At 63.6% G+C, this 24,275-nt stretch carries 22 protein-coding genes, 2 tRNA genes and 2 pseudogenes; 14 read left to right on the plus strand and 12 right to left on the minus strand.

The features are described 5' to 3' along the window. Positions 1–863 precede the first annotated feature (863 nt). Entirely contained in the window at positions 864–3,530 is a 2,667-nt protein-coding gene (gene ppdK / locus NXC14_RS05200) for a pyruvate, phosphate dikinase (protein ID WP_085777253.1), read from the plus strand. Between the two features lie 18 nt (positions 3,531–3,548). Here ppdK and NXC14_RS05205 read toward each other — a convergent pair whose 3' ends face one another. Continuing rightward, complete coding sequence (locus NXC14_RS05205; RefSeq protein WP_198175505.1) at positions 3,549–3,824, minus strand: hypothetical protein; 276 nt, start codon at positions 3,822–3,824, stop codon at positions 3,549–3,551. Between the two features lie 69 nt (positions 3,825–3,893). Between NXC14_RS05205 and NXC14_RS33280 the strand changes: the two are divergent. Beyond that, a pseudogene (locus NXC14_RS33280) lies at positions 3,894–4,088 on the plus strand (hypothetical protein); the annotation flags it as partial. Between the two features lie 12 nt (positions 4,089–4,100). Here the strand turns inward: NXC14_RS33280 and NXC14_RS05210 are convergent. After that, positions 4,101–4,298, minus strand: a complete 198-nt coding sequence (locus NXC14_RS05210) for a hypothetical protein (protein WP_085777255.1) — start codon at positions 4,296–4,298, stop codon at positions 4,101–4,103. Positions 4,299–4,403: 105 nt separating this feature from the next. Between NXC14_RS05210 and NXC14_RS05215 the strand changes: the two genes are divergently transcribed. Further along, positions 4,404–4,649, plus strand: a complete 246-nt coding sequence (locus tag NXC14_RS05215; RefSeq protein WP_085777256.1) for a hypothetical protein — start codon at positions 4,404–4,406, stop codon at positions 4,647–4,649. Between the two features lie 7 nt (positions 4,650–4,656). On the opposite strand, the gene NXC14_RS05220 is transcribed toward NXC14_RS05215, so the two are convergent. Then, positions 4,657–5,043 carry a hypothetical protein gene (locus tag NXC14_RS05220; RefSeq protein WP_085777257.1) on the minus strand — a complete coding sequence of 129 codons (387 nt, stop codon included), beginning with the start codon at positions 5,041–5,043 and terminating at the stop codon, positions 4,657–4,659. A 220-nt stretch (positions 5,044–5,263) separates the two neighbouring features. Here NXC14_RS05220 and NXC14_RS05225 point away from each other — a divergent pair, with 220 nt between their 5' ends. The 3 genes and pseudogenes from NXC14_RS05225 to NXC14_RS05235 all read left to right on the plus strand — a co-directional run bounded on the left by NXC14_RS05225 (position 5,264) and on the right by NXC14_RS05235 (position 8,735). Next, entirely contained in the window at positions 5,264–6,172 is a 909-nt protein-coding gene (locus NXC14_RS05225; RefSeq protein ID WP_085777258.1) for a DUF1499 domain-containing protein, read from the plus strand. A 414-nt stretch (positions 6,173–6,586) separates the two neighbouring features. Beyond that, a pseudogene (locus NXC14_RS32900) lies at positions 6,587–7,528 on the plus strand (IS630 family transposase). 400 nt (positions 7,529–7,928) lie between these two features. Then, a complete protein-coding gene (locus NXC14_RS05235) occupies positions 7,929–8,735 on the plus strand; it encodes a transposase (RefSeq protein WP_157131377.1) in 807 nt (268 codons plus the stop codon). 94 nt (positions 8,736–8,829) lie between these two features. On the opposite strand, the gene NXC14_RS05240 is transcribed toward NXC14_RS05235, so the two are convergent. The 4 genes from NXC14_RS05240 to NXC14_RS05255 form a co-directional block, all read right to left on the minus strand. After that, on the minus strand, positions 8,830–9,525 hold the full coding sequence (locus NXC14_RS05240; RefSeq protein WP_085777259.1) for a redoxin domain-containing protein: 696 nt from the start codon (positions 9,523–9,525) through the stop codon (positions 8,830–8,832). Between the two features lie 114 nt (positions 9,526–9,639). Further along, entirely contained in the window at positions 9,640–10,638 is a 999-nt protein-coding gene (locus NXC14_RS05245) for a PHB depolymerase family esterase (protein WP_085777260.1), read from the minus strand. After that, positions 10,635–11,081: an NUDIX hydrolase gene (locus tag NXC14_RS05250; RefSeq protein WP_085777261.1), complete on the minus strand. Its 447-nt coding sequence runs from the start codon at positions 11,079–11,081 to the stop codon at positions 10,635–10,637. Before NXC14_RS05250 ends, NXC14_RS05245 begins: the two co-directional genes overlap by 4 nt. Before the next feature lie 206 nt (positions 11,082–11,287). Continuing rightward, complete coding sequence (locus NXC14_RS05255) at positions 11,288–11,995, minus strand: YafY family protein (protein ID WP_085777262.1); 708 nt, start codon at positions 11,993–11,995, stop codon at positions 11,288–11,290. 88 nt (positions 11,996–12,083) lie between these two features. Here NXC14_RS05255 and NXC14_RS05260 point away from each other — a divergent pair, with 88 nt between their 5' ends. Further along, the gene (locus NXC14_RS05260) at positions 12,084–12,482 is read left to right on the plus strand and encodes a VOC family protein (protein ID WP_085777263.1); all 399 of its coding nucleotides are present in this window, start codon (positions 12,084–12,086) and stop codon (positions 12,480–12,482) included. A gap of 288 nt (positions 12,483–12,770) precedes the next feature. On the opposite strand, the gene NXC14_RS05265 is transcribed toward NXC14_RS05260, so the two are convergent. The 3 genes from NXC14_RS05265 to NXC14_RS05275 are packed head-to-tail and all read right to left on the minus strand — an operon-like array spanning position 12,771 to position 15,870. Continuing rightward, on the minus strand, positions 12,771–14,492 hold the full coding sequence (locus NXC14_RS05265) for a DUF4166 domain-containing protein (RefSeq protein ID WP_085777264.1): 1,722 nt from the start codon (positions 14,490–14,492) through the stop codon (positions 12,771–12,773). Then, positions 14,489–14,938 carry a DCC1-like thiol-disulfide oxidoreductase family protein gene (locus NXC14_RS05270; protein ID WP_085777265.1) on the minus strand — a complete coding sequence of 150 codons (450 nt, stop codon included), beginning with the start codon at positions 14,936–14,938 and terminating at the stop codon, positions 14,489–14,491. The genes NXC14_RS05265 and NXC14_RS05270 overlap by 4 nt, the downstream gene beginning before the upstream one ends. A 23-nt stretch (positions 14,939–14,961) precedes the next feature. Beyond that, a complete protein-coding gene (locus NXC14_RS05275; protein ID WP_085777266.1) occupies positions 14,962–15,870 on the minus strand; it encodes an MBL fold metallo-hydrolase in 909 nt (302 codons plus the stop codon). Positions 15,871–16,034: 164 nt separating this feature from the next. On the opposite strand from NXC14_RS05275, the gene NXC14_RS05280 reads away from it, so the two are divergent. The 4 genes from NXC14_RS05280 to NXC14_RS05295 all read left to right on the plus strand — a co-directional run bounded on the left by NXC14_RS05280 (position 16,035) and on the right by NXC14_RS05295 (position 17,435). Continuing rightward, positions 16,035–16,109 (plus strand) — tRNA-Gln (locus tag NXC14_RS05280). Between the two features lie 158 nt (positions 16,110–16,267). After that, positions 16,268–16,906 carry a nucleotidyltransferase domain-containing protein gene (locus NXC14_RS33285; RefSeq protein WP_245362130.1) on the plus strand — a complete coding sequence of 213 codons (639 nt, stop codon included), beginning with the start codon at positions 16,268–16,270 and terminating at the stop codon, positions 16,904–16,906. 10 nt (positions 16,907–16,916) lie between these two features. Continuing rightward, a complete protein-coding gene (locus NXC14_RS05290; RefSeq protein WP_245362131.1) occupies positions 16,917–17,336 on the plus strand; it encodes a hypothetical protein in 420 nt (139 codons plus the stop codon). A gap of 27 nt (positions 17,337–17,363) precedes the next feature. Beyond that, positions 17,364–17,435, plus strand: a tRNA-Gln gene (locus tag NXC14_RS05295). Between the two features lie 100 nt (positions 17,436–17,535). Here the strand turns inward: NXC14_RS05295 and NXC14_RS05300 are convergent. After that, a complete protein-coding gene (locus NXC14_RS05300; protein ID WP_085777267.1) occupies positions 17,536–18,315 on the minus strand; it encodes an SDR family NAD(P)-dependent oxidoreductase in 780 nt (259 codons plus the stop codon). 491 nt (positions 18,316–18,806) lie between these two features. Further along, a complete protein-coding gene (locus NXC14_RS05305) occupies positions 18,807–19,424 on the minus strand; it encodes a TetR/AcrR family transcriptional regulator (protein WP_085777268.1) in 618 nt (205 codons plus the stop codon). A gap of 111 nt (positions 19,425–19,535) precedes the next feature. Between NXC14_RS05305 and NXC14_RS05310 the strand changes: the two genes are divergently transcribed. The 3 genes from NXC14_RS05310 to NXC14_RS05320 all read left to right on the plus strand — a co-directional run bounded on the left by NXC14_RS05310 (position 19,536) and on the right by NXC14_RS05320 (position 24,034). Then, positions 19,536–20,222, plus strand: a complete 687-nt coding sequence (locus NXC14_RS05310; RefSeq protein ID WP_085777269.1) for a PspA/IM30 family protein — start codon at positions 19,536–19,538, stop codon at positions 20,220–20,222. Between the two features lie 45 nt (positions 20,223–20,267). Further along, positions 20,268–20,549, plus strand: coding sequence for a YiaA/YiaB family inner membrane protein (locus NXC14_RS05315; protein WP_085777270.1), 282 nt, complete (start codon positions 20,268–20,270; stop codon positions 20,547–20,549). Positions 20,550–20,641: 92 nt separating this feature from the next. Continuing rightward, entirely contained in the window at positions 20,642–24,034 is a 3,393-nt protein-coding gene (locus NXC14_RS05320) for an acyl-[ACP]--phospholipid O-acyltransferase (protein ID WP_085777271.1), read from the plus strand. Positions 24,035–24,275 lie beyond the last annotated feature (241 nt).

Here is a 24,275-nt window from a genome sequence, read left to right on the forward strand (position 1 = left end):
TGCGGCCAAACGGGGTTCCGACATTCACCGCCGTCGGGCGTCAGCTTTTTGCAGAAACGGCTGTCTGCAATCGGCGCAGGATCTGCCTCGCCGCATTTCGAGAGGGTCGTTTCGACGACGAGGCGATTGCTCACTGGTCGGTCGGGACTCGCGCTCGAGACGGAATTCGTACAAATCGCGTGCAATTTTCCCGCATTCGGCGATAAACACCAAAAAAGGTCGGCTGTCTTGCGGTCCCTACCCCATTTGGGTGATGCTCTTTTCTCTGACTTGCATTAGAAGTTGTTTCAACGCAACCTGATGACTTTGCTGAAGAGCGGGGCGGTCAAAGTTGCGGATTTGTCGAATTTGCGATGCGCTTTTCAGGTAGAGGGCAAGGACCTGGAAGCTGTTTGAGCAATCCCTGGAAATGCGAAGCGTCTCTTGAGGAGTTGCGGAAAACAAGGATCAGGGCGGTTCCATGAATCGCCCTGGGTTGAGGGACCCCCCGTCCGGTTTTCCTGGCCGGACGGAAACAAGGCTTTGCGGGACATTGTTGCAGTCCCGCAAAGCTTTTTTTATGCCTTCTTCAGGCGGGGTTACATGGCTTTCAGCCGCCAGTGACTGTGAAAATATTGTGCGACGCAGCATTTTCGCCGCATTTGTCGATTTTCATTTCAACTCCAAGGCATTAAGCTGATTTCCCAGACGCTGGCGGTGTTTGTTAAACTTCTCCTTCGTCATGCTCGGGCTTGTCCCGAGCATCTGCAGCCAGTCGATCTGGAGCAGATCCTCGGCACAAGGCCGAGGATGACGGCGAGGGGAGCAAGACATGTCAGCAAACTGAGGGATCACGCTGATCCTTTTGTGGTGTTGGGGGGAAGATGACCAAGTGGGTCTATAGGTTCGGCGACGGACAGGCTGAGGGTGGCGCGCGCGACCATGAGATTCTCGGCGGCAAAGGCGCCAACCTCGCTGAAATGTGCGCTCTCGGGCTTCCCGTCCCGCCGGGGCTGACGATCGTCAGCAGCGCCTGCAACACTTATTACACGAATGGCGGCCATATCGACGACCGGCTGAAGGCCGAGGTGCGCGCCGGCATAGCTGCGATCGAGGCCATCACCGGCCGCCATTTCGGATCCACCAGCCAGCCGCTGCTGCTCTCCGTGCGCTCCGGCGCTCGCGTCTCCATGCCCGGCATGATGGACACGGTGCTGAACCTCGGCCTCAACGACGAGACGGTGCAGGCGCTCGGCCACGATGCCGGCGATGCGCGTTTTGCCTGGGACAGCTACCGCCGCTTCATCCAGATGTATGCCGACGTCGTCATGGGGCTTGGGAACGACGCCTTCGAGGAGATTCTCGAAGACGAGAAGGCCAAGCTCGGCCACGAACTCGATACCGAGCTCAGCGCCACCGAATGGCAGCATATCGTCTCGCTCTACAAGAGGCTGATCGAGGAGGAGCTCGATCGGGAATTCCCGCAGAATCCGGAAGTCCAGCTCTGGGGCGCGGTTGGCGCGGTCTTTTCCAGCTGGATGAGCGCGCGCGCCGTCACCTATCGCCAGCTGCACAATATCCCCGAAGGCTGGGGCACGGCGGTCAATATCCAGGCCATGGTTTTCGGCAATCTCGGCAATAGCTCGGCCACCGGCGTCGCCTTCACCCGCAACCCCTCGACCGGCGAGAAGGCGCTCTACGGCGAATTCCTCGTCAATGCGCAAGGCGAGGATGTCGTTGCCGGCATCCGCACGCCGCACAGCATCACCGAGGAGGGGCGGCTTTCCTCCGGCTCCGACAAGCCCTCGATGGAAAAGCTGATGCCGGAGGCCTTCCGCGAGCTCACCCGCATCTGCAGCGAGCTCGAGATGCATTACCGCGATATGCAGGATATCGAATTCACCATCGAGCGCGGCAAGCTGTGGATGCTGCAGACACGCGCGGGCAAGCGGTCGACCCGGGCGGCGATGAAGATCGCCGTCGACATGGTCGATGAGAAATTGATTACCGAGGAGGAGGCGGTGCTGCGCATCGAACCGTCGAGCCTCGATCAACTCCTGCATCCGACGATCGATCCGCGCGTCAACCGCCAGGTGATCGGCACCGGCCTGCCGGCCTCACCGGGGGCCGCGACCGGCGCCATCGTCTTCACCGCGGAAGAAGCTGTCGAAGCGGAAGCCGAGGGCCGCAAGGTGATCCTGCTTAGGGTCGAGACCAGCCCGGAGGATATTCACGGGATGCATGCCGCCGAAGGCATCCTGACGACGCGCGGCGGCATGACCAGCCATGCGGCGGTGGTCGCCCGCGGCATGGGCATTCCCTGCGTTGTCGGCGCCGGCACCATGCGCATCGATCAACGCAACGAACGGCTGCTCGGCATCGGCGTCACCCTGAAGAAGGGCGACATCATCACCATCGACGGCTCGGCCGGCCAGGTGCTGAAGGGGGAGGTGCCGATGATCCAGCCGGAGCTTTCGGGCGATTTCGGCCGCATCATGGGCTGGGCCGACCGGGCGCGGCGGATGACGGTGCGCACCAATGCCGATACGCCGGCCGATGCCCGCGCCGCCCGCTCCTTCGGCGCCGAGGGCATCGGCCTTTGCCGCACCGAACACATGTTCTTCGAGGGCGAGCGCATCCATGTCATGCGCGAGATGATCCTTGCCGAGGATGAGAAGGGCAGGCGGCTGGCGCTCGACAAGCTCTTGCCGATGCAGCGCCTGGATTTCACCGGCCTCTTCACCGTCATGCACGGCCTGCCGGTGACGATCCGCCTGCTCGATCCGCCGCTGCACGAATTCCTGCCGAAGACCGACGACGAGGTCGCCGAGGTTGCCTTTGCCATGGGCATGGAGCCGCTTGTCCTGCGCCAGCGCGTCGATGCGCTGCACGAGTTCAACCCGATGCTCGGCCATCGCGGCTGCCGGCTGGCGATCTCCTATCCGGAGATCGTCGAGATGCAGGCCCGCGCCATCTTCGAGGCGGCGGTGGCGGCCGCCCAGGAGACCGGAGCGGCGGTCGTGCCCGAGATCATGGTGCCGCTCGTTGGCCTCCGTTCCGAGCTCGATTACGTCAAAGCCTGCATCGACGCCATCGCCGGCAATGTCATGGCCGAAGCCGGCATGAAGATCGATTATCTCGTCGGCACGATGATCGAGCTGCCGCGCGCGGCGCTACGCGCCCATGTGATCGCCGAGGCGGCCGAGTTCTTCTCCTTCGGCACCAACGACCTGACGCAGACAACTTTCGGCATCTCGCGCGACGATGCCTCCGCCTTCATCCCCACCTATCAGCGCAAGGGCATCATCGAGCACGATCCCTTCATCTCGCTCGATTTCGACGGGGTGGGGGAATTGATCAGCATCGCCGCCGAACGCGGTCGGCGCACCCGCAACGACATGAAGCTCGGCATCTGCGGCGAACATGGCGGCGACCCGGCCTCGATCCGCTTTTGTGAGACGATCGGCCTCGACTATGTCTCCTGCTCGCCCTTCCGCGTGCCGATCGCCAGACTGGCGGCGGCCCAGGCGGTGATTTCGGAAAACCGGTAAAACCGGGCGAGCCGGCCTTCAGTGGTGATAGCGCCAGTGATCGCGGTAGACGTATGGCCCGTTCAGATCCCAGGCCATGCTGTGCATCAGCTCGGCACTCGCAGCCCGCGATTCGGCCCGCCGGTCGAGCTCGATGCGCTGCAGGCAGGTGGCGAACGCATCGGTGCCGCGGCGGAAACCATAGCTCAGGCACTTCTGCTCATCCGCCGCCCGCCGCTCCTCCGGCGTCATCGTCTGGCAGGCGGAAAGGCCGGCGGTCACGGCGAGGAGGGTGAGGAGAAGGGGGAGGCGCATCGGGGTGTTCCTTGCTTTTCCCTGAGGAAATGCCATTCGGGTGGTGGCGTCAAGCGAGCGAACGCCGAGATGGGTGATGACGTGAATGGTGTGCCGTGCGGCCCCTCATCCGACCCTTCGGGCCACCTTCTCCCCGCTGGGGCGAAGGGGTTATGCCGCGACCTCGCGATTCCCTCTTCTCCCCAGCGGGGAGAAGGTGCCCGTAGGGCGGATGAGGGGGCCGCCGACGCCGAGGCTAACCTCAAAAAAGTGAGGAGTGCAAAAGGGGACGTGTTGCTACGCCGCCCCGGCCGGATCCCCGATCGGCAGTAACGCCGGGTCGAGCGGCGGGTCTTGCGGGTTTTTCGTATCACCCGGGTCCTGCGCCGGTGTGAGCGGCGGTTTTTCCTGGGTGCGGTCGGGGACGCCCGGCGTCGGCGTCGGACCGCGCGGTGTGTCAGTCGTCGGTGTCGGGATCGGGTCTCTGTTCGGCATGATCGCCTCCTTTTGAAAAAGGGAACGGCAGCCCAGGCAGATGGTTCCACTTTCGCCGCCGGCGATTCCTCTGTATGAGGAGGCCGGAAAACACTGGAACCGAGCATGGCCATCCGCGATCGATTTTCGAAGAAGCTGAACTGCCCGCAATGCGGCAATGCTGGTTTTGCCGAGGCCTCGGAGATCGACGATCCCAAGCGCAAGCATCCGGGTTTCACGGTCGATCACCTGCCGCGCGGCTTCGGCGTGCAGCGGGCTTCCAACCATCAGGAAAGCTTCATGATCAAATGCGAATGCGGGCGCAAGTTTCCCTTCCGCAGCCTGGCGGAAGCCGCGGCCGAGCGGCGCTAGGTCGCGCTCAGATCCGCTCCAGCACCTCGATGAAGGCATCGGCAAAGCGCACCAGATGGGCGGTCTCCTCGTCGGGCGCCTGCATGCGTATCTCGGTGCCGTTATGATCGAGCAGCGCCAGCACGACGCGCATGTTCTCGCCATCGGGAATGCGCAAGACGGCGATGCGCCGGCAATCCTCGATCAGGCCGGCGGCCGGCAGGTCGAACAGCAGTTCGCCGCCGGAACGACCGGCTGCCTGGCGCACCGCCTCGCAGAAGCCGGCGTCACCGCCGGCATAACCTTCGAGTGAAAGTTCGAGCTCGACGAGCTCCATCGGCAGCGACGGCTCGGTGTGATCGATCGCGCCAAGCGCAGACGCCTGCGGCCTTGCTGCTATCTCGGGTGAAATCATCCCGTCTCTCCTGTCCGTGACCCTGGAGATGAAACCGCGGCAGAATGGCCTTTTTTTGGCATATCAGCAAGGGCTCATGTAGAAGGGCTCCAGCTTCACCGCAGATTCCAGCGGATATGCTTGCGACAACAGTTTCAATTCATCCGAATCTTGCACTAAACAATGATATGGCGATTTGCGTGGTCCATGACGCGGCGCTGACGAGCAACCGGTAAGTTTGATGGCCATCCGTTACGACCGTCCCGTTTCCAACGCCGCCCACGCTTCGCGGCTGCTCGGGGCATTTTCCCTGGTTCTGGCGCTCGCCGTGCTGATCGCCCACCGCTTCGGCGGGCTCGCCACCCCCTATCTGGTGCTGCTCTTGATCGCCGCTGCCGGCTGCGCGCTGCTTGCAGCACTGCTCGCCGCGGCCGGCCTGCGCAGCCTCTGGGTATCGGGCGCCGAAGGTGGGCTCGCTGCGCTGGCGGCGCTGATCTATGCTGCCTTTCCGCTTGGTATCGGCGCTGTGGCCGCCGAACGCTACATCAGCCTGCCTGCGATCTACGATGTCTCCACCGATCCGGTCTCGGCACCGGACTGGCTATCGCCGCCGAAATCCGACCAGATCTGGCTGAAGCGCAATCCGGTGGTGACGCCTGAAGATCGCGAGAAGCAGATGGAGGCCTATCCCGAACTCACCGGCCGGCGTTATGAGGGCGCGCTCGACCGCGTGCTGGAAGCGGTCCGCAAGGTTGCCAAACAGAGCGGCTTTACGATCGTCAGGAGCACCGGCACATCAGAGCCGGACCGCGATCTCGAGGACAGACCGGCCAAGCCCGCCCCCGGCGACGACGCCGTGACCGATGCGCCCGGCATCATCCCGGTGCCGACGCCGCGCCCCTATGATGACGATGTCGCCAAGCTGATCCGCGGCGCCAACGGCGTGACGCTGCAGGCCACCACCCGCACGCTGATCCTCGGCCTGCGCTTCGATATGATGATCCGGCTGCGCGAAGAGGCCGAAACCACCTTCGTCGACATCCGCGTCGCCTCCCGCTACGGCCAGCACGACCTCGGCCTCAGCGCCGAAATCGCCGGCGATTATCTGAAGGCGCTCGACGCCGAACTTCTGGGGATTGCGGGTGGGTGAGCCGCGGTGCCGCCAGAGGCGCCAGCAATCGATCCAGTGAATCGATTGCAGCGGCGAACGCCCTGAGCCCAAGCGAAGGGCCGGGAGAGGGCGCGGCAGACGCGACCGCTGATCCGGTGCCGCCAGAGGCGCCAGCAATCGATCCAGTGAATCGATTGCAGCGGCGAACGCCCTGAGCCCAAAGCGAAGGCCGGAATAGGCTGATATGCCGCAACCTGTCGATCTCCTCTTCTCCCCTCGGGGAGAAGGTGCCCGTAGGGCGGATGAGGGGGCCGGTCGCGCTGATCTTTCCAAACAGCTGCGCATCCTTCGAAAATTCTCGCCTAGAGCACGCTTCGATTTTTCAGAATCGCAGATTCGCAAATCAGCTGAAATATGATTCTCTGTCCTACCGGAAAAGGACGGCCGGCAAGGATGACGCACCCATATTCTGAGGATCTTCGCGAACGGGCGATGGCGCGCCTGAACACCGGAGAAACGATACGATCGATCGCAGCAGCACTTGCGATTGCTCCCTCCTGTGTTTCGAAGTGGAAGAAGCGCCTTGCGGAGACCGGCGCTCTGACGCCCGGCCGCGTCGGCGGTCGCAAGCAGCGGACTTTGTCCGGCGAACGGGCCGACTGGCTGCGCCAGCGCTGTCGATCCGGCCCGTTCACGACGCGAGGCCTTGTGGCGGAACTGGCCGAACGCGGTATCAAGACCGAGCGACGCGCCGTTTGGGTGTTCGTCCGGGCCGAGGGCCTGAGTTTCAAAAAAAACGGTTCTGCCGGCCGAGCAGACGCGGATGGATATCGCCAGGAAACGGTTGCGTTGGAAGACCCATCAACGGCGGATCGAAGCGCAGCGGCTGGTCTTTCTCGATGAGACCTGGATCAAGACCAACATGGCGCCCCTCAGGGGTGGGCACCGCGTGGTCAACGCCTATGTGCCGCGGTTCCGCATGGGCACTGGAAAACCCTGACATTCATTGCCGCCTTGCGCTGCGACCGCATCGACGCCCCTTGGGTCATCGATGGGCCGATCAACGGCGAACTCTTTACCCTCTATATCCAGAGGATCCTCGTGCCCACGCTCGCCAAGGGCGACATCGTCATCCTCGACAATCTCGGCAGCCATAAGGGCCAAGCTGTCCGTCGTGCCATCCGGGCCGCAGGCGCGCACCTCTTCTTCCTGCCGCCTTACAGCCCGGACCTCAATCCCATCGAGCAAGTCTTTGCCAAGCTCAAGCACCTAATTAGGAGAGAACAGCCTCGCACAGTCGAAGCGACATGGCGCAAGGCTGGTGAAATGCTCGACTGCTTCTCGCCAGCAGAATGCGCAAACTACCTCACAAACTCAGGATATGCTTCCGTATGAAAGCAGCAGGCTCTAAGGTTGTGATGCGAGGATGTACCTTGTGGCCCCCTCATCCGCCTGCCGGCACCTTCTTGGATAAGAAAAATGTAGGATATTGATGCTTGCCGGGCGGGTGGCCGCCCGCCCGGCAGCTGGTTGTCGGATCGTCACCTTCTTAGCCGTTTTGGGCTGTGGGGAGCAGGATCGCAACCGGCTCTTCATCTGGCCCGTGTGGTTGCAGGAACCTTGGGGTTCGTATCCAAGACAGGGACGACGAAGATGACCGATAATAGCATGATTTGTGCCGGAATCGATGTCGGCAAAAGCCATCTCGACATTGCCCTCCATCCCGGTAAGGCAAGGCTGAGGGTCACGTACGACACCGCTGGCCTGAAGGCGCTTGACGCCTTTCTTCGAGAGCATGACGTCAGCCGCATCGGCTTCGAAGCCTCCGGCGGCTGTGAATGGCGGCTGCTGGCGCATCTGCGGGCCGGCAAGCGGCCGGGCGCGTCTGCAGCCGGCGCAATTGCGCTTCTTTGCCAAGAGCCGGCTCAAGCGGGCCAAGAACGATCGGCTCGATGCCGTGCTGATTGCGCTCTTCACGGCAAGTCTCGAGCAGTTGCCGGCGCTGCCGGACGCACGCTTCGACAAGTTGGCCGCCGAACTGACCTATCTGGAACAGATCGAGCAGCAGATCGCGCTGGTCAAGACCTTTGCCGAGACCGCCTTGTCGGAGGCGATCAAACGCCGCCACCTGCGCGAGGTCGCCCGCCTCGAAACCTGCCGCAAGGCCCATCTGCTGCGGCTCGAAAAGACGGTTCGCGACGATTGCGACCTGGCGCAACGGCTCGATCTGCTGATCTCCATCAAGGGGATCGGGCTGCGCAGCGCCCTGTGCTTGATCATTCGGCTGCCCGAACTCGGCCATGCCAGCCGCGCCGAGATCGCCGCCCTTGCCGGCGTCGCACCCTATGACGACGATAGCGGAAAGTATCATGGCAGACGCCGCATCCAGGGTGGTCGCGAACGCCTGCGAAAGAGCCTATTCATGTGCGCATTCACGGCAACCCGGCACAATCCGGATCTCGCCGCTTTCTACACGCGCTTGCGTCAGAACGGAAAGGAGCACCTGTGCGCCGTTATAGCCGTCGCCCGAAAACTCATCGTTCTCGCCAACACAATCCTCTTTCGAAAGACCGAATGGACGCCACAACACCGCAAGAATTAAACATGGTTGCTCCCCGAGGGGAGAAGGGGGCGTGCCGCGAGCTCCGTTCCTTGCCCACGTGAATCGGGCCGCCAGAGCGCCGCCAATCATCCGGCTACGCCCCTGCAACCTCGCGTCCAAGCTCACCCACGGCGGCGATGATCTCCGCTGCCGTCGGGAAAATGCAAAGGCTGCTGGGTCCGTCCAGCGCCTCGATTTGCGCCCAGGCAATGGTGCCGTTCTGATCGACCAGGAAGTGCCCGACGAGCTGGGTGGCGTGTTTCGCGAAGATCGCATGATCGGCTTCATCAAGCTCGAAGCGGTCCTTGGCGTTGAGCACCGTGTTGGCTTCCATCGGCTGGAGCGGTTCCGGGAACTCGCCCGTGGGGTTGATGCGCGCCGCCTGGAACTGCGCCATCGTCGCGCGATAAGGCCATTCGGGCTGCGCGCTGCTGCCATCGGGCAGGAACTCGGCATGCGGCACGCCGTAGGCGCGATGCGTGTGGCAGTCGGGATCGCATAAGAGCGTCACAGGCGTCGGGCGGTGGCGGACATACAGGCGAGCGCGTTCCACCGGCGTGTTGATCACGGCCACGGTCTTCACCCCGGCTGCGCTGAGGATGGGCTCTATGCCGGCAAGCTGTTCGAGCTGGCGTCGGCAGAATGGGCAGTGCAGCCCGCGAAAGAAGCCGATCAGGAACGCGCGACCGCTCAAGTCGGCCAAGGAAACCGTCCCGTCGAAATTGGCCGTGGCGAGTTCGAACGCGGGCGCGGTGTTTCCGGGTTGCAGCGGGCGCTTCTGGTCTCCCATGGAAGAATTCCTTTCCCGGATCGTCTCAGGTGAAACGACCGAAATTGAATATAGCACTCGTTGCAAGAAGACCCAGCGCCCGGTGTTGAGATCGGCTGGAGTGGCCAGGCATGCTTACCGCCTCGGCAGACGCCACAGACGCATCAGTTCGATCGGAGCCGAGATCTCCGCTGCCAACACGAATGGGTCTATCGCTCCTGAGGGGGCCGGCTTTCGACTCTTGACGGGAAGACCGTGCCCCATGCCATGGATCGAATAGAGCGATACGGGGCGGGCGCCTGCAACGTTCCAGGAGGACAACTCGCCCCAGGGCTTCTTCTCGACACGGACGCTGCTTCGATCGACAGCGTTCGCTTCAAGCCATTGATCGGCGCAGGCCCTCGCATTTGCCGGGTTGACCGTGCGATCCGCAGTCCCCTGCCAGATGCTGATCGGCGGCCAGGACCGTTGGCGAGGGGAGATTTCGGCAATCCTTGCGCCCCAGCCATCCGCGGGCAGTGCCGCGCCGGACTTCATCGCCCGCAGCGCTGACATCGCATCGCGCACGGCGCCAACGGGCATGCCGGCGACGATGGCGGCGCCTGCAAACATATCCGGATAGTTGGCGACCAATGCACCTGTCATCGCTCCGCCGGCAGAAAGGCCGACAATGTAAACGCGCGTGCGATCGGCTCGATGTCGTTTGAGGGCATGGTCGATCATCTGCTTGACGGAAAGCACCTCGCCGCGATCGCGAGCGACCTCGCTCGGACGGAACCAGTTGAAGCATTTGTGCGCATTGTTGGCGTGGGTCTGCTGCGGGTAAAGCACCACGAACCCTCTCTCCCTGGCCAGTCGCGAGAAGCCGCTGGCGGCGTCCAGGCTTTCCGGCGTTTGCCGGCATCCATGAAGCACCACCACAAGGGCCGGCTTGCTTGGCAGATCGGCGGGCACGAAGGTCTTCATCACAAGCCTTCCGGGGTTGCTGCCAAATGCGGAGGTCGTCTGGAGCCTCGGTCGCTCCTGCCTGGATGGCTTATGGCGAAGCGGACTCCATGTCTTCTCCAACAGACGTACGGCTCGCCGTCGCGTCTTCAACAATCTCGACAGCGATTTGGTGAAGCCGAGCTTCAAAGGACCACGCCTTCCAGCCTGGAAAGCAGAGCCTTCAAGCCGGGCTGCGCCGCATCTCGGATCGCGACTTTCAAAGGAAACCATTTCTGTTTGCGCATGCCCTTCTCCGGGAAATCAGATTGCGCCTCGACGACGCGCAGCAGGTGAACGGTGACATGGTAGTGATGCGGCGAGCTGTCTTTGTGGTAGCTGAATGAACCGAAGGCTGTCGCCTCCACGTCGCCGACGACGCCCGCTTCCTCGAAGGATTCCCGCCTCGCTGCTGCCGATGTCGTCTCGCCAGGGTCGAGATTGCCTTTCGGAACGCCCCATCGTCCATGCCGACGACTTCCCACGAGAAGGATGCGAAGCTGCCCACTTCCGTTTCTTCGATAGCAGATCGCACCCGCCTGCGGAACGTCGGTTGCGATTGTCGAGTTGGATTGATCGTCACCGTGGAGCATGGCTGTTTTCGATTTTTCCCGTCTTTCATCAGAGCTGTAGCATCGAACCGTGACAGTCTGCTCTGCATTGAGTTGTTTCCTCTGGCAGCCGGAGTTCAAGTTGTCGTCCGAAACCGACCGTCACAAGAAGCCCGCAATGCCGTCGTTGGTTCCGATCTTTTGCGAGAACCCGACGAGGCTGTGACGTCGCTCGCCGGCCGAAGCAGTTACGGCAGCCGACCCGGCTTGCGCATTTCGGCATCGCGCCACTGCTGCCATTGCTGCCGCAGCCGGCTCCTGGACATGCCGATGGATTCCGCGAGGATCTCGACCTTGAGGATCCGTTCGGTGCGGAAGTGACGGAAGGCCTGTTTCGATTGGCACCAGGCGATCAGAAGGCTGTGCGCCTCGGCATAGCCGAGCAGCACGGGCCAGACGATGCGGCTGCTGACCGTCCCATCCGCCGCGCGATAATCGAGTTCAAGCTTGCGGCCTTCCCTGATCGCCGACCTCAGCGGCCGCGTGTCGACCATCGCATCGCGGCCGATATCCTCCGGTCTGATGCCGACCGCCGGCTCGGCAATATAGGGAAGCAGGTCCGGCGGCATGACCGATGTGATCTTGGCCATGACATCGCTGGCGGCAGTGCGCATGGCCGCATCATTCAGCCTTGCCACCATCTGCACGCCGAGCACGACCGCCTCGATCTCCTCGGGCGTCAGCATCAGCGGCGGCATGTCGTATCGCGGATCGAGCACGTAGCCGAACCCCGCTTCGCCTTCGATCGGCACACGCTGGGCAATCAGATGCGCAATGTCGCGGTAGACGGTGCGCCTGGCGACCTCCAGTTCCTCCGCGAGCGCCGACGAGGTCACCGGGCGGCTCGACCGGCGAAGAATCTGGATGATCTGAAAAAGCCGCTCCGCTTTTCGCATGCCTGCTGACTCCCGCTGCCACAACGCTGTCAGCACGGCTGTGTGACAAAGGCAAGCCAAGAGATCGTGCGCAGCCAGGGAAAACATCATGAAATTCGCATCCACCCGCCTGATCGCCGCTGATATCGCCAGCATGGTGGCCTTTTATGAATTTGTGACGGGCTGCCGCGCCGAATGGCTTGCGCCCGTCTTCGCCGAGATCGTCATGCCAGGCGCGACGCTCGCCATCGGCAGCGCCGAAACGGTCGCCCTGTTCAGCGAGGGCAGCGCCGAGCCGGGCACCAACCGCACGGCCATTCTCGAATTCATGGTCTCTGATGTCGATGCGGAATTCGCACGGCTCAAGGACCGGGTCACGGTGGTGCACCCGCCCAAGGATCTGCCATGGGGCAATCGGACCGCGCAGTTTGCCGATCCCGAGGGGACTCGCGTCGCCCTCTATACGCCCGTCACCGAAGCTGCCAGAGGGCGTTTCGCCGGCCGTTGATCGGCCGCCTGCAAACGCAGGGAGAACGCCGCGTGCCCCTCATCCGCCTGCCGGCACCGACCGGGGTCGAGTCACGAGCCTCGACCCGTCCTTCGGACCCCCGCGCGCGGGGCGAAGGGGACATGCCGCAACCTTTTTGTTCCCCACCAAACTCACGCGGGGCACGTCCCCTCGCCCCGTTTTACGGGGGTCCGCAGGACGGGTCGAGACCAGTGGCTCGACCCCGGCAAGGGTTAGGGTGAGGGGCAACCGTCACGAACGGGACAGCAGCGCGCTTGCCGCCACCCCTCACTCCAACACCAGCCACCCCGAATACCGCACCACCAGCCCTGTCAGTCGGCCGCCGATCTCCACATGGAAATGGAAGCGGCCATCGCGCTCCTCCTCGTAGGTATCGCCGCCTGGCGCCAGGAACAGCGGCAGCGGAATGCCGCAGAAGCGCCAGCCGCGCACGAAGAGCCGCAGCTTCTGCCCCTCCGGTACCAGCGCCAAGAGCACCCGGAACGGCCCGAACACCTCGACGAGCAGGTGGCGTTCGCGGCCCTTGCCCGCGGCCTGCCAGCTGCGGAAGGTCTTGCTGCCGAAACTGCGCGTCCAGATCTCCCGCTCGCCATCGGCGGCAAAGCGCACCGCCACCGGCACATCCTCGCCGGCGGCGGGAAAGCCGATGAGGCCGGCGATCAGCCTGGCGAGGAGCCCGCTGCCGCGCTCGATCCGCGCCCGGCCGGAGGCAAGCCGCGTGCCGCCCGCATGCATCGCCGCCAGCGCCGGCGGCATCTTCTCCCAGGCGTCGCCGAGGATGCGCCGGTAGAGCGGCTGGGCCTCTTCCTGGTAATCCAGCCGGATGCCTGAAGCGATCGAGAAGTGGCTGAAGGCCGCTTCGAAATCCGCAAGCGACAATTCGCCCGCCGCCGGCCGCGCACCGCTTTCCGGCCGCTTGCCTTCGAGCAGCCGGCGCACCAGCAGCTCGACGCCGAGAACCGGAATGAACGGCCCGTCATCACCTTCGGCAATCACCGACCAGTCGGCCGTCAGCCGCCGCCCCTCATGATCGAGGCCGCCCAGGCGCACGAACATGCCGCCGCGATGGGCGCCGACGGCGAGGCGGTGGCTGGCAGCCTGCAGCGCCCGGGCGAACGGCGTGAGCGAGGGTAAGAGCCCGATCTCCACCAGCCGGGCGGCAAAGCTCAGCAGCCGCTGCAGCGCCTGCGGCTCAGTGCCGACGCCGGTGAAGGTGGATTGCAGGCCGGCAAAGCGGGCGGGCAGCAGCGCCAGGTCGGGCGCATCGACCAGCAGGAAAGTGCGGCTGGCGAGCGGCGCCACATCGGGCGGGGCGATCGTCACCCGCATCTCGTCGATCAGCCCGCGCCCCTCGGCCGGCTGCCCCTCGCGCAGCACCGCCACCGGCTTGCCGGCATAACTTGCGATCGCCCTGACGACATTGAGGCCGATCTTCACATGCGCCGACGGGGCAATGCCGGCCGCGACACTTTCGACGCGGGAGAAATGCGGCGCCATCGCCTCCAGCGCCGCAAAGGAGAGCGCCGGCAGGCTGCTGAGCCCGGAGAGCACGAAGGTGCCTTTCGCCTTCGCCTCAGCATCGAGCCCGCCGATGCCGGCGACGAAGCCGCTGCTGTCGGCGAGATCGGCATAATCGATGCCGAGCTCGATGCAGGCCCGCACCACCTTGTAGCCATCGCCGGTGAAGCTCTGGAACGGCCCCGAGGCATCGACGACGAGATTGGGCCTCAGCCGCGTCAGCTGCTCCTGGAGATCGCCGTCACGATCGAACACCACCGCCTGCAGCCAGGCCCCGAGATCGTTGCTGCCCAGCCGCCCGGCGCCGCCTTTCGGCGATCTCAAATCGAAGACGAAATCATCGGCCTTTTCGAGCGAGCGGCCGGCGATCAGCAGCCTGAGCCGCGGTTCCTCGCCGAGCAGCCGGGCGAGCCGGCCGCCGAAGGCGCCGTAGCCGCCGATGATCAGCAGGGAAAAGGTGCCGCCGCTCATGCGATGAAGCGGCCGCGCTGCTCCGGCGTCGGCACCATGCAGCTCTGCCGTCCGGCGATCTTCAGCCTGTTGCGGGCGATGAATTCATAAAGCACATCGGCGGCGCGCCGCGGCAGGAGCCGGAAGAGCTTCGCCAGCGAATAGGGAAAGCCGAGGCTTGCCACCATGCGGATCGTGCCGTCGGATTTGAAGAAGGCGCGGCCGCCTTCGATGAGGATATTGGTTTCGTAGTCGCGCGTATCGAGGCCGTAATGCCGGTAAAGCGCTTCGCCAAGCGGCGTCTGCGCCGCGAGGAACCGGTATCGCCGCTGCCTGTCGCGCTTCAGCACGAATTTCACCCAGCCGGAGCAGAAGACGCATTCGCCATCGAAGACGATCAGCGGCCGGTCATCGGCAAAGGCGGGAACGGCGGGATCGGTGCGATAGCTGTAATCGGCGCGGCCCATGCAGATCTCCCTCCGCCTCTCCTTTACCCCGGCCAATAGCGCGCGGCAAGCGAAGGCGGCCCGTCCGCTGCAATCTCGCCGCGCTCCATGAGATGCTCGATATGGGCGAGCACGGAAAGTGCCGCCGCCCCATGCAGCTTCGGATCGGTATCGCGATAGATCGCCTTCACCATCTCCGTGATCTCGCGATCGCCGGCCGCGACCCGCGCCAGCACCGCCTGCTCGCGCCTGAGCCGATGCGCCTTCAGCGCCGCCAGGAAGGTTTTCGGCTCGTTGACCGGCCCGCCATGGCCGGGCAGCAGCAGGCCGTCCTCGCGCGCGATCAGCTTGTCGAGCGAGGCCATGTAATCCGCCATCGCCCCATCCGGGGGTGCCACGATCGAGGTCGACCAGGCCATGACATGATCGCCGGAAAGGAGGATGTCGCGGCCTTCGAGCGCGAAGGCTGCATGATTGGCCGTATGCCCCGGCGTCAGCACCGCTGTCAGCGCCCAGCCATCGCCCGCAATCGTCTGACCATCGCTGAGCGCGATATCCGGCACGAAATCCATGTCCGCGCTTTCGGCAAAGGGATTGACCTCGCCCTCCCGCAGCCGCCGCGCCGGCCGGTGCGGCCCTTGCCCCACCGTCACCGCCCCGGTTTCCGCCTGCAGCCGACGCGCAAGCGGCGAGTGATCGCGGTGGGTATGGCTGACGAAGATATGCGTCACATCACGCCCGCCGATCGCCGCCATCAGCGCCTGATAATGCGCCTCATCCTCCGGCCCGGGATCGATGACGGCAAGCGCGGAAGAGCCGACGAGATAGCTGTTGGTGCCGAAAAAGGTAAACGGCCCAGGATTTTCCGCCGTGATGCGCAAGATATCGGGAGCAACCGGCACGGCCCGCCCATAGGCCGGCTCGAAAGCAAGGTCGAATGCGGGACTTTCCATGCGGGACGATGATCTCAGGTTGATAATATCGCCTTATGCTAGCACGCCGCCCGCCGCTTCGCGCGCATAAATCTGCCGCAGGCGCAACTTAGTCATTGTGACAGGCAAAGAGCTTTGCTAATCAGGCGTCGATTTGAGCAAGCGGTTCGCCGCTCAAGCTCTGGTGGGGCGTAGCCAAGCGGTAAGGCAGCGGTTTTTGGTACCGCCATCCCCTGGTTCGAATCCAGGCGCCCCAGCCACTGTTTGTTTTTCCGTCTCATTCCTGATTGTGCGGCTTCAACGAAGCGGCTTGCCGTCTCCTATGTCGGAATCATAAAGATAACTATAGAAGCGTACCTATATCTTTACGATCCTATAGATATCACTATAATCATAAAGATATCTATACGAGGCTTCTATGGCGCGACCAAAACCAGAAAGCGCTCTCCGCTTCCCGCTTTCAACTGTTTTCGGGAGCGAAGCGAATGTGCGGGTAATGCGGGAATTATCGCTTCACGGCGGGCAATTGAGCGTTGGCGATCTCATCAGCAGAACCAGGATCTCCCGCCCGCCCATACTCGCTGCGTTGGCAACCCTCGCAAGTCTTCGAATAGTTGCCGAAGTTGGAACCGGCTATGCCCGTCTTTTCAGCCTCAATCGAGACTCCCCGTTTTTTGCGCCGGTGCAAGCCCTGTTCGTGGCAGAGGAAAGACGCTTTGCCGATATCCTTGCCGCGGTGAAGGAATGCGCATCCCTCTTTGGCGACAAGGTTGTGGCCGCATGGATATTCGGCAGCGCCGCGAGACGGGAAGACAACGCCTCAAGCGATCTGGACGTGGCGCTCATCGCTGATACGCCAGACATCCAAACGATACAAAACGGCAGCATCGACTTTCTGGCCGCCAAGGGAAAAGAACTGTCGTTTTCGCCGTCGGTCAACACCTTGTCGATAACTGACCTGAAACGATTGCGCCAAAGCGACGATCCCCTATGGAAAGCGTTTCTCAACGAAGGACTGGTAGTGCTCGGGCCTCGTCCGGAATCGATAAGGATGTGAAAGAGATACCTTGACCAGAAGCGGCCCTTCGAAACCATCCGAACCTCGTCACGGTGCAAACCGCCTGATCATCGCTAGAGGATTTCTGGAATCGGCGAGACTGCAAATCAGCAGCGCCCAGGCCGGAACACTCGGAAACCCGATTGCGGCGACTGTGGTCAACGCAGCCATTGCCTATACGGACGCACTCACGGCAACCTTCGCCAACAAGATCAATCAAAACGATCACGCGGCGGTCATCAAGACCTTGCGGGATGCCTTGGGAAACCGACTGCCGAAATCTCAGGAAACCAGGCTCACTCGCATTCTGGGAAACAAAGACTTGGCCCAATACGGCGGCCGTTTCATGCTGCTATCCGACGCGGAATCTCTGTTCGAGCAGTTGAAGGAATATGCAGAGTGGGTGGAAAACGAGATGGCCCGCCGCTGACTTGGGCTGTAGGCAGTTGGTGCCTCTCGGGGCGTAGCCAAGCGGTAGGTCAACGGTTCTTGGTACCGCCCCCTGGTTCGAAGCCAGGCGCCCCAGCCAGTCCATTCACCCTGCCGCGCTCTCATTTAATCCTCTGATCACCTCGACCAGCTTCTTCGTCTTCTCGAAGTCGAAGACCTGTTGCGGTCCTTCTCCTGCCTTACTCCCGCTCCGCAAACAACCGAACACCTGTGAGCTGGGCCAGCCTCTCCACCAGCGCCTCCTGAAACCGAACATCATTCACCTCCGCCGCCGCCTCTCGCTGCTGGCGGTGATACCAATACCCGCCGCTCACCTTCGCAGCTTCGTCCTCGCTCGTCGCAAGCCACGTCTGCGTCAGATGCCCCATCTCCAGATCATCCGGCGCACCGGCGCCGCCCATCTTTGTCGGCACCCAGCCGGGGTCGACGGCGTTGCTGAGGACGTCGGGCCAGTGGCGGGCGACGGCGGCGGCAAGGGTGGCGATGTAGAGCTTGCTTTCGGAATAGGCCTGGCTGGCGCTCCAGGGGCGCTTCTTCCAGTCGATATCGTCAAGCGCGCTGCTGCCGCTGCGGTGCATGCCGCTGGTGAGATAGATCAGGCGGTGGGGCCGCGTGATCCAGGCGGTGAGGAGATAGGGGGCGAGCGTGTTGACGGCCAGCGTCTTGGCGTGGCCTTCAGGCGTTTCGCCGCGGCTGCGCTCGAGGTAGATGCCGGCATTGTGGATGACGGCGTCCATGCGGCCGATGGCGTTGACCTGGTCGGCGATGGAGCGGGTTTGCTCGGCGCTGGCGAGATCGCCTACGACGAGGCCGAGGGCGGCGGCGGAGGTCTCGGCGATGGCTGCGGCGCGCTCGCGGGAGCGGGCGTGGAGGACGACTTCGTGGCCTTCGCGGATGAGGGTGCGGGCGGCGGCGAGGCCGAGGCCATCGGTGGAACCGGTGATGAAGATGCGGCTCATGGGGGTTCCTTTCGCGGGGGCGTGGGGTGGGTCCAGAGTGCTTGGGTAGGGGTGCTTGGGTCAAGCCCAGACGATGGGGGGTGGGGAAGGGGATTGGCTGAAGGCGAGATGTCGTTGACTCTCAAAAGTCGCCAATTCTGCTTCTCAAGCCACGTTGCCTCTCAGGAGCCACACTCAAAATGGTTTGTCTTTCAATATCTGCCTTTTTTGATAGACAAACGTCGTTGAGTTGCTTCTGGGCCGGCCAGCCCCTCATCCGGCTGCCGCCACCTTCTCCCCGCTTGCGGGGCGAAGGGGATATGCCGCCGCCTTTCCGTTCCTCTCCAACGTCTCGTGTGGCACGTCCCCTCGCCCCGTCAAGACGGGGAGAGGGTTAGGGTGAGGGGCAGCTTTTGGGGTGGAGCTGCATCAGCACCGGGCATGGGTCCTCGGGTCAGGCCCGAGGACGACGGAGGGGAGGAGGGCTCTTGCCAAACCACTGCCGGCCGCACTCACACGCCGGCTTCACGCCGCAGCTCAGCCCCTGCGGCAATCGTCTGCACCAGCTCGTCCACCTCTCTTGCCAGCCGCTCCAGCGGCAGGCCGACGAAGCGGCCTTCGAGGCTGATGCTGACGACGCCGTGCACCGCCCCAAACAGCGTGCGGGCGCGGATGGCGCGGTCTTCGGCCGGCATGTCGGGCTGCAGTTCGGCGAGCGGCTCGGCGATCACGTCCATCAGGAAGAGGTGTTCGTCGAGGTGCCATTGCGGCGTCGGGCTGGTGGCGGGGGGGAAGTGGTCGAACAACGCCTTCCAGAGATTGCGGTGTTCCACCGCGAAGGCGAGGTAGCCCTGGGCGAGGTTGCGCAGGCGGTCGGTCGGGCTTTTGCCCTTGGCCTCGTCGAGCGTCAGCCTCGCCTCCAGCGCCTTGAGCGTCGAAGAATTGACGTGAATGACGAGTTCGGCGAGGTCTGAGAAGACGGTGTAGAGGCCGCCGAGCGCGCAGCCGGCATCCTGGGTGATGTCGCGGGCGCGCAGGTTGGCGAGCCCGTCGCGGGCGATGCGCTCGCGTGCCGCCTCGATCAGCCGGGCCTTCAGGTCTTCGCGTTTTTCTTCTCGTCTGCCGGCCATTAACCATGTCCTTCCAAATTTTTGAACGACGTTCAAAATTTATCTTGAACGTCGTTCATGATTCTGCCATAACTCATCTCGTGAACAACGTTCATAAACCGGAGGACAGAAATGTTCAAATTGATTTCCACATTGCTGCGGGGCAGGGCGCATGATGCCGAGCAGGCTTTCGCCGATCGCCACGCCGTGCCGCTGCTGGCCCAGCAGATCCGCGATGCCGCGCAGTCGATCCAGACGGCGCGGCGCAGCGTCGCCGTCGCCATCGCCCAGAACGAGCAGGAGAAGGCGCAGCATCAGACGATCCTTGCCCGCATCGCCGATCTCGAGACCCGCGCCACCGCGGCGCTCACCAAGGGCAATGAGGGGCTGGCGCGGGAAGCCGCCGAGGCGATCGCCTTTCTCGAGGCCGAGCGCGATGCGTCGGAACAGGCGCAAAGCCAGTTCACCACTGGTATCGCCAAGCTGAAGGCCATCGTCAGGGATGCCGAGGCGCGGCTGCAGGCGCTGCAGCGCGGCGAGCGGCTGGCCCGTGCCACCGAGGAGGCGCAGAAGCTCGATGTCGCGGTCGCCGGCCCCGGCCTTGCCACCCTCGACGATGCCGAGGAAACGCTGGCCCGCCTTCGCCTGCGCCAGAGCCAGAACGAGCTGACGGCGGCGGCGCTGAAGGAGATGGAAGGCGCCACACGGCCGGCCGGCATCATCGAAAAGCTTGCCAATGCCGGCTGCGGCGCGCCGCTCACCTCATCGGCCGATGACGTGCTCGCCCGGCTGAAGAGCCGCATCACGCCGGCCGCCTGAGATCGTCATCCACCATTCACCCCTCAAAATTAAAGGGTCACCGACATGAACGACAGTTTTCAGAAACACTCCGCCAGCTGGGTCAGCTTCTCCTACTTCTCCTTCGGCGCCGCCGCCTTCATGCTGGCGCTCGGCCTCTACATGATGCCGCTCGATCTCTGGGGGAAGGGCTATCTCGCCATGGGCATATTGATGCTGGTGCAGACGACGGTGAATATCACCAAGACGCTGCGCGACAATGCCGAATCCGAGAAGCTGATCCGCAAGGTCGAAGATGCCCGCACCGAAAAGCTGCTGGTCAAATTCAATCGTAGCGATGAAGATTGATCTTCCTTAACCACATCGCAGAGTTGTTATCGCACTCAACTTTTGCGTAACAACTCTGTGGCCTGCTCTGCCCACGAAAAGAGGGTCTCGCCGTGCAACAGAATCTGATGACATCGAGGAAATTCGCGCCGCTGTTCTGGACGCAGTTCCTGACCGCCTTCAACGACAATTTCCTCAAGAATACCCTGGTCTTCCTCATCCTCTTCAAGATGTCGGCAAGCGAGGGCGCGGCGCTGGTGACGCTCGCCGGCGTCATCCTCATCGTGCCCTTCCTGCTGCTCTCGGCACTCGGCGGCGAAATTGCCGACAAGCACGACAAGGCCAAGGTGGCCGAACTGCTGAAACGCTCGGAGATCGCTATTGCCGCACTTGCGGTGGTGGGCCTCGGCTTCTCCTCCATCTTTGTGCTGATGGCCGCCCTCTTCGGCTTCGGCGTCATCTCGGCGCTGTTCGGGCCGATCAAATACGGCATCCTGCCCGATCATCTCGAACGCCGCGACCTGCCGAAGGCGAATGCCTGGATCGAGGGCGGCACCTTCATCGCCATTCTCGGCGGCACGATCATCGCCGCCCTTGCCTTTTCCAGCGGCGACAATGTGCTGCTGTTCGGCTCGATGATGATGGGGCTGTCGGTGCTCTGCTGGCTTTCGGCCCGCATGATCCCGGCGACCGGCTCCAAGGCGCCGGATCTTCAGATCGACCGCAACGTCATCCGCTCCAGCTACAGGCTCGTCATGGAAATCCGTGAGGACAAGCGGCTGTGGCGCTCGGCGCTGATGAATTGCTGGTTCTGGCTGGTCGGCGCCTTCACCCTCTCCATCCTGCCGACCATGGTGACCGAGCTGCTCGGCGGCTCCGAGCTCGTCGTGCCGGCCTATCTCACCGTTTTTGCCATTGCCGTCGCCGTCGGCTCCGGCATTGCCGCCTGGATGTCGTCGGGCCGCATCGTGCTCTTGCCGGCCCCTGTCGGCACGGCGCTGCTCGGCCTCTTCAGCCTCGATCTCGCCTGGAACCTCTGGGGCCTCACCTCGACGTCGCACGCGACGACGATCCTCGGTTTCTTCGCCGGCCAGAATACCATCCGCGTCGCCATCGATCTCGCCGGCATGGCGATCTCGGGCGCCTTCATCGCCGTGCCGACTTTCGCCGGCCTGCAGACATGGGCGCATGAGGATCGCCGCGCCCGCGTCATCGGTGCGGCCAATGTGCTCTCGGCGCTGTTCATCACCGTCGGCCTCGGCCTCGTCGCCGTCATCCAGGCGCTCGGCGCTTCCATACCTCAGATCCTGATCGGCCTCGGCATCGTCAATTTCGCCGTCGCCTGGCTGATGCTGAAGACGCTGCCGACCAATGCCTTCCGCGATTTCATCTCGATCCTGTTCCGCGCCTTCATGCGGCTCGAGGTCGAGGGGCTGGAGAATATCAAGAAGGCCGGCCCGGCGCCGATCATTGCGCTCAACCACGTCAGCCTGCTCGACGGCGCGCTCGCGCTCGCCATCACCGAGGAGGAGCCGGTCTTTGCCGTCGATTACAAGATCGCCCAGGCCTGGTGGGTGCGCCCCTTCCTGAAAATGTGCAAGTTCCTGCCGCTCGACCCGACCAAGCCGATGGCGACGCGCTCGCTGATCAAGGTGGCGCAGGAAGGCAATCCGATCGGCATTTTCCCCGAAGGCCGCCTGACGGTGACCGGCACGCTGATGAAGGTCTATGACGGGGCCGCCATGGTCGCCGACAAGACCGGCTCGATGGTGGTGCCGGTCAAGATCGACGGGCTGGAGAAGACCTATTTCTCCTATCTCGGCGACGGCAAGGTCCGCCGCCGGCTGTTCCCCAAGGTCAAGGTCACCATTCTCGAGCCGGTGAAGCTGGAAGTGCCGCCGGAGCTGAAGGGCCGCAAGCGTCGCACGGCGGCTGGGGCTGCCCTTTACCAGGTGATGTCGAACCTGCTCTTCCGCACCGCCGATACCTCGTCGACCGTCTTGGAGCGCGTCATCCGCGCCGGCCATGAATTCGGCATGAAAACGCTCGCCGTCGAGGATCCGGTCACCGGCCGGCTGACCTATGGCAAGCTCTTGACCGGCGCGGCGGTGCTCGGCGCCAAGTTCCGTGCGCGCTTCCCCGAGCAGAATCTCGGCGTCATGCTGCCGAATGCCAATGGCGCCGCCGCCACCCTTCTCGCCGTCATGAGCGCGGGCAAGGTGCCGGCCATGCTGAACTTCACCGCCGGTGCCGCCAACATCCTCTCGGCCTGCAAGGCGGCCGAGGTGAAACACGTGCTGACCTCGCGCGCCTTCGTCACCCAGGCCAAGCTCGGCCCTGTGATCGAGGAGCTGGAAAAGCAGCTGACGATCGTCTGGCTCGATGATCTCAGGGCCGAAATCTCATTCAAGGACAAGCTCATCGGGCTTCTCCGCAAGGCGCGGCCGCTGGTCAAACGCCGCACCGACGATCCGGCCGTCATCCTCTTCACCTCGGGCTCGGAAGGCACGCCGAAGGGCGTGGTGCTGACCCACCGCAACATCCTGTCGAACGCCGCCCAGGCCGCCGCCCGCATCGATTTCCACAGCGGTGACAAGGTGTTCAACATCCTGCCGGTCTTCCATTCCTTTGGGCTGACGGCCGGTACGGTGCTGCCGCTGATCTCGGGCGTGCCGGTCTATTTCTATCCCTCGCCGCTGCATTACCGCATCGTGCCGGAGCTGATCTATGCCTCCAACGCCACGATCATCTTCGGCACCGACACCTTCCTCAACGGCTATGCCAGAACGGCGCATCCGTACGATTTCCGTTCGATCCGCTATATCTTCGCCGGCGCCGAGCCGGTGAAGGCCGCAACCCGCCACACCTATATGGAAAAATTCGGCCTGCGCATCCTCGAAGGCTACGGCGTCACCGAGACGGCGCCTGTCATCTCCATCAACACGCCGATGTACAACCGCTCCGGCACGGTCGGCAAAATCCTGCCGGGCATGGAATGGAAGCTCGAGCCGGTGCCCGGCATCGATGAGGGCGGCCGCCTGCATGTGCGCGGCGCCAATGTCATGGCCGGTTATCTCCGTGCCGAAAAGCCCGGCGTGCTCGAGCCGCTCGCCGATGGCTGGCACGACACCGGCGACATCGTCAGCATCGACGAGGACGGCTTCGTCAAGATCCGCGGCCGCGCAAAGCGCTTCGCCAAGATCGGCGGCGAGATGGTGTCGCTGGCAGCAATCGAGGCGCTCGCCGCCGAACTCTGGCCCGGGGCGCTCTCGGTGGTCTCCTCGCTGCCCGACCCCAAGAAGGGCGAGCGCCTGGTGCTGCTCACCGACGCCGAAAACGCCACCCGCGCCGAATTCCTCGCCTTCGCCAAATCCAGGGGCGCCATGGACATGATGGTCCCGGCCGAGGTCACCATCGGCAAGGTGCCGGTGCTGGGCTCCGGCAAGGTCGATTTCGTGGCGGCGCGCAAGCTAGCGGAGGGGGCGGCCCAGGCGGACGCAGCGTGAATGTTCGCCGCCTTTGAGATCGCGAATTGCCCCTCACCCTAACCCTCTCCCCGCGCGCGGGGCGAGGGCACGTGCCCTGCGAGAGGTGGGCTGGGAACGGAGAGATCGCGGCTATCCCCTTCGCCCCGCGAGCGGGGAGAAGGTGCCGGCAGGCGGATGAGGGGCTGATCTCGCCAATCGCCGCATGACATTGAATCTCCGCTCGTTCTAGCAGACAGCTAAACCTCGCAAAATCGATAGA

Origin of the sequence: Rhizobium sp. NXC14 (assembly GCF_002117485.1) — a bacterium.
Classification (GTDB): Bacteria; Pseudomonadota; Alphaproteobacteria; order Rhizobiales; family Rhizobiaceae; genus Rhizobium.

Bases quoted from the DNA above. Each gene is read 5' to 3' on its own strand.
- ppdK (WP_085777253.1), top strand. From the start codon at position 864: ATGACCAAGTGGGTCTATAGGTTCGGCGACGGACAGGCTGAGGGTGGC.
- NXC14_RS05205 (WP_198175505.1), bottom strand. From the start codon at position 3,824: ATGCGCCTCCCCCTTCTCCTCACCCTCCTCGCCGTGACCGCCGGCCTT.
- NXC14_RS05210 (WP_085777255.1), bottom strand. From the start codon at position 4,298: ATGCCGAACAGAGACCCGATCCCGACACCGACGACTGACACACCGCGC.
- NXC14_RS05215 (WP_085777256.1), top strand. From the start codon at position 4,404: ATGGCCATCCGCGATCGATTTTCGAAGAAGCTGAACTGCCCGCAATGC.
- NXC14_RS05220 (WP_085777257.1), bottom strand. From the start codon at position 5,043: ATGATTTCACCCGAGATAGCAGCAAGGCCGCAGGCGTCTGCGCTTGGC.
- NXC14_RS05225 (WP_085777258.1), top strand. From the start codon at position 5,264: ATGGCCATCCGTTACGACCGTCCCGTTTCCAACGCCGCCCACGCTTCG.
- NXC14_RS05235 (WP_157131377.1), top strand. From the start codon at position 7,929: ATGACGTCAGCCGCATCGGCTTCGAAGCCTCCGGCGGCTGTGAATGGC.
- NXC14_RS05240 (WP_085777259.1), bottom strand. From the start codon at position 9,525: ATGGGAGACCAGAAGCGCCCGCTGCAACCCGGAAACACCGCGCCCGCG.
- NXC14_RS05250 (WP_085777261.1), bottom strand. From the start codon at position 11,081: ATGCTCCACGGTGACGATCAATCCAACTCGACAATCGCAACCGACGTT.
- NXC14_RS05255 (WP_085777262.1), bottom strand. From the start codon at position 11,995: ATGCGAAAAGCGGAGCGGCTTTTTCAGATCATCCAGATTCTTCGCCGG.
- NXC14_RS05260 (WP_085777263.1), top strand. From the start codon at position 12,084: ATGAAATTCGCATCCACCCGCCTGATCGCCGCTGATATCGCCAGCATG.
- NXC14_RS05265 (WP_085777264.1), bottom strand. From the start codon at position 14,492: ATGAGCGGCGGCACCTTTTCCCTGCTGATCATCGGCGGCTACGGCGCC.
- NXC14_RS05270 (WP_085777265.1), bottom strand. From the start codon at position 14,938: ATGGGCCGCGCCGATTACAGCTATCGCACCGATCCCGCCGTTCCCGCC.
- NXC14_RS05275 (WP_085777266.1), bottom strand. From the start codon at position 15,870: ATGGAAAGTCCCGCATTCGACCTTGCTTTCGAGCCGGCCTATGGGCGG.
- NXC14_RS33285 (WP_245362130.1), top strand. From the start codon at position 16,268: ATGGCGCGACCAAAACCAGAAAGCGCTCTCCGCTTCCCGCTTTCAACT.
- NXC14_RS05300 (WP_085777267.1), bottom strand. From the start codon at position 18,315: ATGAGCCGCATCTTCATCACCGGTTCCACCGATGGCCTCGGCCTCGCC.
- NXC14_RS05305 (WP_085777268.1), bottom strand. From the start codon at position 19,424: ATGGCCGGCAGACGAGAAGAAAAACGCGAAGACCTGAAGGCCCGGCTG.
- NXC14_RS05310 (WP_085777269.1), top strand. From the start codon at position 19,536: ATGTTCAAATTGATTTCCACATTGCTGCGGGGCAGGGCGCATGATGCC.
- NXC14_RS05315 (WP_085777270.1), top strand. From the start codon at position 20,268: ATGAACGACAGTTTTCAGAAACACTCCGCCAGCTGGGTCAGCTTCTCC.